Annotated in this window: 7 protein-coding genes; 1 reads left to right on the top strand and 6 read right to left on the bottom strand. The window is 47.3% G+C overall.

The window, feature by feature from the left end; translation table 11 throughout:
* From Q0V82_RS16015 to Q0V82_RS15995, 5 genes are all read right to left on the bottom strand, one after another.
* A partial coding sequence (locus Q0V82_RS16015; RefSeq protein ID WP_297577361.1) for an ABC transporter substrate-binding protein occupies positions 1 to 1,433 on the bottom strand: 1,433 nt, incomplete at its 3' end.
* Between the two features lie 310 nt (positions 1,434 to 1,743).
* The gene (locus tag Q0V82_RS16010) at positions 1,744 to 3,327 is read right to left on the bottom strand and encodes a methyl-accepting chemotaxis protein (protein ID WP_297577359.1); all 1,584 of its coding nucleotides are present in this window, start codon (positions 3,325 to 3,327) and stop codon (positions 1,744 to 1,746) included.
* Between the two features lie 444 nt (positions 3,328 to 3,771).
* Positions 3,772 to 4,155, bottom strand: a complete 384-nt coding sequence (locus tag Q0V82_RS16005; protein WP_374758560.1) for a RidA family protein — start codon at positions 4,153 to 4,155, stop codon at positions 3,772 to 3,774.
* Between the two features lie 61 nt (positions 4,156 to 4,216).
* Positions 4,217 to 5,521 (bottom strand): serine dehydratase subunit alpha family protein, encoded by a 1,305-nt coding sequence (locus Q0V82_RS16000; RefSeq protein WP_297577356.1) that lies wholly within the window; start codon positions 5,519 to 5,521, stop codon positions 4,217 to 4,219.
* Between the two features lie 69 nt (positions 5,522 to 5,590).
* Positions 5,591 to 6,220, bottom strand: a complete 630-nt coding sequence (locus Q0V82_RS15995) for a transcriptional regulator (RefSeq protein WP_297577354.1) — start codon at positions 6,218 to 6,220, stop codon at positions 5,591 to 5,593.
* A 383-nt stretch (positions 6,221 to 6,603) separates the two neighbouring features.
* Between Q0V82_RS15995 and Q0V82_RS15990 the strand changes: the two genes are divergently transcribed.
* Positions 6,604 to 7,920 (top strand): hypothetical protein, encoded by a 1,317-nt coding sequence (locus Q0V82_RS15990; RefSeq protein WP_297577352.1) that lies wholly within the window; start codon positions 6,604 to 6,606, stop codon positions 7,918 to 7,920.
* A gap of 92 nt (positions 7,921 to 8,012) precedes the next feature.
* Here Q0V82_RS15990 and Q0V82_RS15985 read toward each other — a convergent pair whose 3' ends face one another.
* A complete protein-coding gene (locus Q0V82_RS15985) occupies positions 8,013 to 8,480 on the bottom strand; it encodes a CZB domain-containing protein (RefSeq protein WP_297577350.1) in 468 nt (155 codons plus the stop codon).
* Positions 8,481 to 8,821: the final 341 nt, after the last annotated feature.

The raw sequence follows: 8,821 nt of genomic DNA, 5'->3' as shown, positions 1-8,821 counted from the left end.
TGAGTACGCTCGGCAAGTTTGGCGGTGGTTTTGCCTGATCGAATCAAGCCATCGAGTTGCGGCTGGCAAAAGCGCGCAAAATTAAGCCCAGATTCCACCGAAGCACACGCGAACTGCGGGGTTAAAAAATTATCCGGATCGCCATTATCGCCAGTCCAACCCATAAACAGCAGGTCGTGCTCACCGGCTTTGGCGCGCTTAATGAGTTCGGCCCATTCTATGGTTTTAATTTCGGCCCGCACGCCGATTTTGGCCAAATCGGCCTGCAGCATTTCAGCGCCCATACGCGGATTAGGGTTCAAAGTGCTGCCGCTAGGGCGCACCCAAATCGTCGTTTCAAAACCATTGGGCAAGCCCGCCTTGGTCAAAAGTGCTTTGGCTTTGCTTAGATTTTGTGCTTCATGATTGCCAGCCAAATAGCTCCACGTTGCTGGCGGAAAAGGCCCTTGCGCTGCGCTGGCCGTGCCTTCAAACACCGCCGCCAGATAGGCTTTTTGATCAAAAGCCAATTGCAGCGCTTGGCGCACTTCAACCTTATCTAATGGCTTGTGCTGGGTATTGATCGCCACAAACGCCGTCGCAAACATCGGCGTACTCAATACCTTGAGCTTTTTATCGTTACGCACGGCAGTGATATCTTGCGGCTTCACCCCCAGCGCAACTTGGCATTCACCCGCTTTAACTTTTTGTACCCGCACCACCGGATCGGCGGTGATGGCGTAAATCAGTTTGTCTGACTTGGGCTTGCCGGCAAAATAATTGGGGTGCGCGTCGTAGCGAATCACCGCGTCTTTTTGAAAGCTTTTCAGCGCAAAAGGCCCGGTGCCAATCGGCTTAGTATTTAACTGGCCCTGTTGATTGGCCGCCAACAATTGATCGGCGTATTGCGCCGAATAAATCGACGTAAACCCCATACTGAGCAGCGGCAAAAAAGTCGCATCGGCTTGTTTAAGCTGAATCACCACCGTGTCATCGGCGGTTTTTTTAATACTCGCAATCAATTTAGCCAAGCCAAAAGATTGCGCGTGCGGATAGCCATTGGGGGCGCTGGCATACCACGGATGATTTGGGTCGAGCATGCGCTGAAAACTAAACAACACATCATCGGCATTTAAAGCGCGACTGGGCTGAAAATAATCGGTTTTTTGAAAAGCAACGTTTTTGCGTAATTTAAACGTGTATTGCAATTGATCGTCGCTCACCTGCCACGATTGTGCCAAGCTCGGAACCAGCTTGCCTGTCGCTGCATCGTATTCGAGCAAACGATTAAAAATCGGATCAGCTGCCGCATTGGTATTGGTATTGGTCAGCGAATTGTATTGCACCACATCAAAGCCATCAGGGCTGGCCTCAGTGCATACGGTAAGCGGCTTGGCGCTCACCGCACCCGCTAAGAGTATTACCACCAATGCTGCGATTTTATTTAGCTTCATTCATATACTCCAATAAATTAACCAGAATGACGCTATAGCGCCCAAGAAAAAAACGTCAACAGCCCTTAGCTACTTAGCTTGATCTTTTGCCTTAAAAAGAACATTCAAATACGCCAGCACCTTGCTGCTGACCACGCTTTAAACCTTTCACGATGATTTCTAGCTAAATAGATTATTAACGCGCAGACCGAAAAATGACGAATTATTTTTAACTCGCGGTGCGAACACCAATCGCTGAGCCGCAACCCAGCGATTGGATCTTTAGCAACAGCATCAGTTCCAGCTTTCGCTCGCACCAATGCTGCGACGTTTAGAGTGATTTTTCAAAATACGCCAGCAGCAAATGCAAAGAATGCGCCGATGATTGCAGCTGGGTGGCGCAAGTTTTGGTCCTTTGAATGCCTTGATGATTTTCCTCGGTCAAGACACTCACCGCCTCCATACTTTGCGCAACATCAGTCGTCGCCTTCACTTGCTGCGCCAGCATATTGGCCACTTCACCCGCAGCAATCACAATCAAAGCACTCGATTGCCGCAGGCTATCTAAGCTTTCAACCGTTTGATCAATTTGCTGATTGGCCTGTTCACTACTAACTGACACAGTGTTGATTTGCTCTTGCGTTGCCAACACTTGCGCGCGCAAGGCCAAAATCGCTTGCGAAATATCACTGATATTACTGCCGGTACTTTCGGCGAGTTTTCTCACCTCATCAGCCACCACCGAAAATCCACGGCCATGCTCGCCAGCGCGAGCGGCCTCGATGCTCGCGTTCAGCGCCAATAAATTGGTGCGATCGGCGATTTGATTAATCACCGCAGTAATCGATTCAATTTGCTGAGCCACTGAATTGAGCTCACCAATGGCGGTACACGACATCCGCACTTGCTCGCTCACCGCGTCATTGGCTAATTTCGATTGCGTCATTTTTTGCGCGCCAACACTCACTTGCTGGCAAGCCTCATTGGCGCTCTGCTCAGAGCGCTGCGTGGTGTCAGAAATATCCTCAACCGACACCGACAACTCCTCTAAAGCGGCCGCAATTCGAGTAATTTCTTCTGCAGTTTTCCCCGAGCGCAGCTCCACCTGCTGCGCTTCTAACTTGGCCGTCTGCGCCGCTTGCGCCACTTCACGCCCTGTCATCACCACATCAGCGAGTAAAGCCCGCAAATTAATCCGCATTGATTCAAGCCGCATCAATACGCTTTTCATTTCCCTAAAGCCACTTGGCGTTAAGGAATGACTAAACTGCCCTTCAGCAAACAAAGCCAATGCCGACGCCGCCTGCTGTAAGCCTTGCGCGGCTTGCCGCGTTAACCACCACACCCCGCCAGCAATCCACAGCATCAACGCCACAGCCCACAGCCAAGCACTTGGCACCATCCAGCACAGACCGATTAATAGCAATAAAATCGGTAAGCAAAACATTACCCCCAACTGCGCCAATGAAAACCCAGGCCGCGCCAAACTCACCGGTAACGTTGCCTGCCGCTGATTTACGGCTTGATATAAAGCCTGCGCGGCGCGTTTTTCAGCGTCGCTTGGCATTGATCGCACCGACATATAGCCAGTCTTGATCCCGTTGTCATACAAGCAGGTAACGTAGGCATGCACCCAATAAAAATCACCTGACTTAGTTCGATTTTTAACCATGCCCTGCCAAGGCTGATCGGCCTTAAGCGAGCGCCACATATCAAAAAACGCCGCCTCGGGCATAAAAGGATGGCGCACCATATTGTGCGATTGGCCGATTAATTCGCGCTCAGTAAACCCGCTAATTTCAATAAAACTGCGGTTTGCATACGTAATCACGCCCTTTAAATCTGTTTTGGTCACTAACGGTCGAGCTTTACTCACCAACACTTCATGTTCTGTTATCGGAAAATTTGTTTTCACCACAGCTCCAGATCTTATTTTTATTTGATATAAACCAACCCCGGCTGGATTTTGCCATAGCGAAATACCATCAACACGCGGGTTATCCCCCATCCAAAAACACCGCACACCCGCGCGCGCTCGGCGTTGAGAGCTCAACCCAGAGTCGAAAGTGAAAGCAAATAAAACATAGGTATATATTACAAAGACATACAAATAAGCCTATAGATAAATATACCCCACCATACCTAAGCAGACGCAGCAAAAAGGCCAACAAAAAAGATGTAACAATTTTGAAATAAAATACAAACTGTTGTATTTCAGAAACGGCAAAAACCTCAACAGCAAAGCGGATTTGAATTGCTCAAACAAAAGTGCCAGGCAAAAAAAATCACCGCCTTGCGCTTTCTAAATTGAAAGCTGGCGGTGATTATTTTATTCGCGCCTAGCGCGTTAAATTAAAACTTAAACGCGATATGCAATGGCTTCCACTTCAACCAAAACATTTTTTGGCAAGGTTTTCACAGCAACGCAAGAGCGCGCTGGAACGCCGGCACCAAAATACTCGGTGTAGATCACGTTAAACGCGGCAAAATCAGCCATATCGGCCAAAAAGCAGGTGGTTTTCAACACATTGTCGAGCGAGCTATTGCCTTGCTGCAACACCGCTTTCAGGTTTTCCAACGCTTGGCGCGCTTGCACCGATACATCACCGGCAATCACTTCACCCGTTGCTGGCACTAATGGAATTTGGCCCGAAGTAAAAATCAGGTTTCCAAATGCAGTCGCTTGTGAATACGGACCAATCGCTGCTGGTGCGGCGTCGGTATAAATAATTTCTTTCATCATCATTCCTTATTCAAAACTAAAAACAAACGCAATGCCCAGAAATGAATCTGGCATAAATGCGTTATTTGGCTTGCTTATGCAGCATAATTTGCAAAATCTGTACGTCAGTTTGTACCATGCCCTGACAGGCCAGCTGGCCTAAATTATTGATCGATTGATCAACGTCATGCGCCACAATCCCTTCATTGCCCGTTACGCCCACGCCATCCATCGCCATCAACACCGATTTATACAACGATTGGGCCGAGGTTGAGACTTTCATCGCGCAACTATTAGATGCGCCATCGCATACCATGCCGGATAAATCGCCAATCATGCTCGATATCGCCATGCTCACGGTTTTAAAGTTGCCTGTCAGCAGCCATGCCACACCCGCAGCGGCGCCCATCGATGCTGTTGTGACCGCGCATAAAGCCGATAGTTTCGGTAGTTTGCTGTGAATATAAATCGCCATTAAATGCGACAACATCAAAGCGCGAGTTAATTGCTCTTTACTCGCCTGTATATGCTCAGCCACCACCACCACCGGCATCGTCGCGGCAATACCCTGATTACCCGAGCCAGAATTACTCATTGCTGGCAATGTGGCACCGCCCATTCGGGCGTCTGACGCGGCGGTGGTGCGAATCAAAATATTACTTAATAAGCCTTCCGACATCAGGCCCGTTGCGATTTGTCGCTGCAATGTAGCGCCAATGTGTAAGCCCAACGTGCCCTTCATCCCTTCTTGCGACAAAGCGTCGTTGAGCACACCGGCAGCGTCGATAAAATCAATCATTTCTAAGGGGGCCAGCGTGGCAAAATCATATACATCTTGCGCTTTGGCGCTGGCAATATCGTAAGCCGCGGCAGCCGTTGCCGCATCCACGTCGGCCAATTCAAAAATAACTTGGCCATTGTGCTCAATATAAACAACCCGCGTGTGGCTATCGGCAATACGCACCTTGGCCCATTCCTCACCGTGAAATACACACGCCTCTGAATACAAAATATGTGGCACATCGGCAATCGACAAAGACACGCGCTGCTCGGCAATCATCGCCTTACCTGCATCGACTTGCGCCTGAGTTAAGCCTTTGAGCACTTCCAATTTGCCATCTGGATTACCCGCCAGCGCGCCCACCGCCGCAGCAATTTTAAGCCCCACCGTGCCCGTACCCGGTACTGTCACACCCATGCCGTTTTTCATTAAATTGGCCGAAACTTTAGCGTCAATTCGCTCAGGTGTTTTGGCTAAATGCTGCGCAGCAATTGCTGAAGCTAAAGCCAAAGAAATCGGCTCAGTGCAGCCCAAGGCCGGTGCCACTTCGTGCTGCACGGCTTTAATAAATTCAGGCCAAAGGGCGTGTGAAGAAGACATATTCATGAGTTTTCAGACCTTTTTGATGTCAAGTATCTCAGCATGCTGCTGCGCTGGTGGCGCACCGCACAGGGTTTAATGAGTATTGGTTTTTAGATAGCGATACAGCGTAGGCTCAGAAATCTCGAGAATCGCTGCTGTTTTGGCGACAAAGCCACGAATTGAAAACAAACCACGTTGCTCCAAATCTTTAACGACTTGGGATTTTTCATCAGCCGACATGCGCGATGGCGTGATCGGGTATTGCTCTAGCACACTGTGTAAAATTTCTTGCCCAACATCGTCGACCGAAGCCGACAACAACTCCTGATGCTGCTCGGTCATATCCGCCGGGAGCAGCCGATTGACCGACTCTTGCAACTCAAGCAAGCGCTTGTCATCGGTATTCACGCAGAGCATGGCTGCGGCTTGACCATGCTCGCCTTTAATAATCAAAGTGGAAGAGCGCAGCAACACACCACCTCGCGTCTTACTGCGGTAATTGAGTTTGTAACTCACATCGCTCGCCTGCATACATTCTTGCAGCATGCGCAGCGCCAAATCGGTCGCCGGAGCGCCTACGGCACGGCCAGATAAATGCCCATTGCTAATCGCCGCAAGCGATGCACTCACATCGGATAAATCATGCACCACCACTTCAGAATCTTTACCCAAAACAGCGGCAATAAAATCGACCAATAATTGGGCCTCTATTTGTATTTTCATCGGACTGAACACAATAAAATTTATCTTATCGAGAGTATAGCAATCTTAACGATAAAAAATCAATCACTACATAAGCGTGAATTTTATCACTTCGACCCCGAAATCCTGATAAAACCCCGTTTTTTCACTACGAAATAATAAGTGCAGCTTTTAAACGACAGATCATCACGCTCAAAACCAGCAAAACAATAAATAATTATTCTCATGAAACTATATTTATCAAACTTACATTAAAATTTGATCCACATCAAATCTCGCCCCCTGCAATAGCACTATCTTGGCCAGAGCAAACGCGTTTCGGCATATGTAATGCCATCTAGCCAGCAAGGATGAGCACCCTGTCATCCAAAGTCATCACACAATATCGAGAGAAGGAATTCATCATGGGACAGCCCTTAAGCAGCGCTGCAGAACAAGACATCAAACTCAGTCGAAGTCAGATGAGCCCTCAACAATGGAAAGAAGCCACCCGCTTTGATAGTACTGACTGGGGCTGGGTGATTATGAGTATCGGCATGGCCATCGGTGCGGGGATTGTATTTTTACCGGTTCAGGTGGGCTTGATGGGGCTATGGGTCTTTTTGCTCTCGTCAGTCATCGGCTATCCCGCCATGTATATGTTTCAAAAACTGTTTATCAATACCTTGGCCACTTCGCCAAAGTGTGATGACTACGCTGGCGTGATTTCGGGTTATCTGGGTAAAAACTGGGGCATTTTGCTCGGCGTGTTGTATTTCATCATGCTGGTCATCTGGGTCTTTGTGTATTCAACCGCCATTACCAACGACAGCGCGTCGTTTTTACAAAGTTTTGGTGCGACCGAAACCTTGCTGTCAAGCAACCCATTTTATGGTCTTGGGCTGATCTGCATACTGGTTGCGCTCGCTTCTCGTGGTGAGAAACTACTATTTAAAATTTCATCTGGCATGGTGATTACCAAGCTCGGTGTGGTGGCGATTCTTGGCTTGATGATGGTCAGCCAATGGGACTTTAACAATATCGGTGCCATTCCTGCGCTGAGTCAGTTAATTCCCGATGCCATTATTATGTTGCCGTTCACTTTAACGTCGATTCTGTTTATCCAAAGCTTAAGCCCGATGGTGATCTCGTATCGCGCCCGAGAAAAATCTCGCGATGTAGCGCAATTTAAAGCCATGCGTGCAATGAATATTGCCTTTGGTATTTTGTTTGTCACCGTGTTCTTTTACGCCGTGTCATTCACTTTGGCGATGGGTCATGAGCAAGCAGTACAAGCATCGGAACAAAATATCTCAGCATTGGCCATGGTGGCCAAAAGCGTACCGGGCGATACCGTTAAAATCTTTAGTTTGGTCTTGAATATCTTTGCTGTGATGACGGCCTATTTTGGTGTTTACCTTGGCTTTCGCGAAGCCTGCCAAGGGATTGCACTCAATGTATTGCGCCGTTTTTATAAAGAAGAACAAATTAATAAAGCACTGGTCGCCAAAGGCATTATCCTCTTCACGATCTTGCTCTCATGGAGCGCAATTGCACTCAACGCTCCGGTGCTCAGCTTTACTTCAATCTGTAGCCCGATCTTTGGTTTAATCGGTTGCTTGATTCCAGCATATTTAGTTTACAAAGTACCGGCATTGCATCAATACAAAGGCTGGTCACTCAAAGTGATTATTGCGACCGGCATCTTGCTCTGTATTTCTCCTTTACTGGCCTTTCTCTAAACCCTAAGCAATAAAAAACCCGCGTTTCAGACGCGGGTTTTTGCTTTGGATCGAAGACTTTAAAATCCATATAAACAATATTTAAATCGAACTTAAAGTAATTTTTTGGCCACCGCAAAAAATCGCACCAGTTCTAATTGATTTTTATTGGATGCTTGGCGAAACTTGCCTTTTAACAACGATTTAGCATGCTCAACAGCACCCGATTGATGTTCAATCACCACTTCTGCCGCACAAAAATGAAATTCCGAATGGGCACGACACACCATATTAAATTCAGGGATATGCGAATACTTAAGACTGCCCTCGCCATATAGCCACCGCCCCAACTCACACTGATTATCTTGCGATAATAAAGAGATATCTAGTTTCTCAGCACTATCACCTTCTAATTCATTACTTAAGCGCGTTTTCCATGCGGTGTGTGCCGCCAAAGCGCTGGTTAAATTAAGTCCATCGAGATTTTCTTCTTCCGATGTCAAAACCAACGCTTCATTATCACTATCGTTCTCAGTGTCACGACTAGACAGTTTTGCTCGCAGCCAACCCATGAGTGCCATATTTAATTTAAATCCATATTGTCAGTAAAACGCTCAGCCTACACATTGTTAAGTCATCGTTCGACGCCTCGACTTCTTAACACTCCCCATATCGCCATATTGTTTAAAAAAAACAATAAAAATCAAATACAAATGGCGTTTGATTCGCGCGTATTTTACTTGACATTTTGCGAGGTAAATCAAGGCAAGACGAATTATTAATATGCATTAATTACATAATTAACGATTCATTCTTCGATTTAAATGAATGCCCGAAAAATGGCCCCATTAATTATGCCAATCAATTAATCACAGGTTCAAATAGTAAGTGCAACGCTAGGTAGGTTCGTCAATTCAGTGAC

The sequence above is a fragment of the uncultured Deefgea sp. genome, assembly GCF_947072475.1.
In the GTDB taxonomy this organism is placed as follows: domain Bacteria; phylum Pseudomonadota; class Gammaproteobacteria; order Burkholderiales; family Chitinibacteraceae; genus Deefgea.
This window is presented reverse-complemented; position numbering and strand designations above follow the sequence as displayed.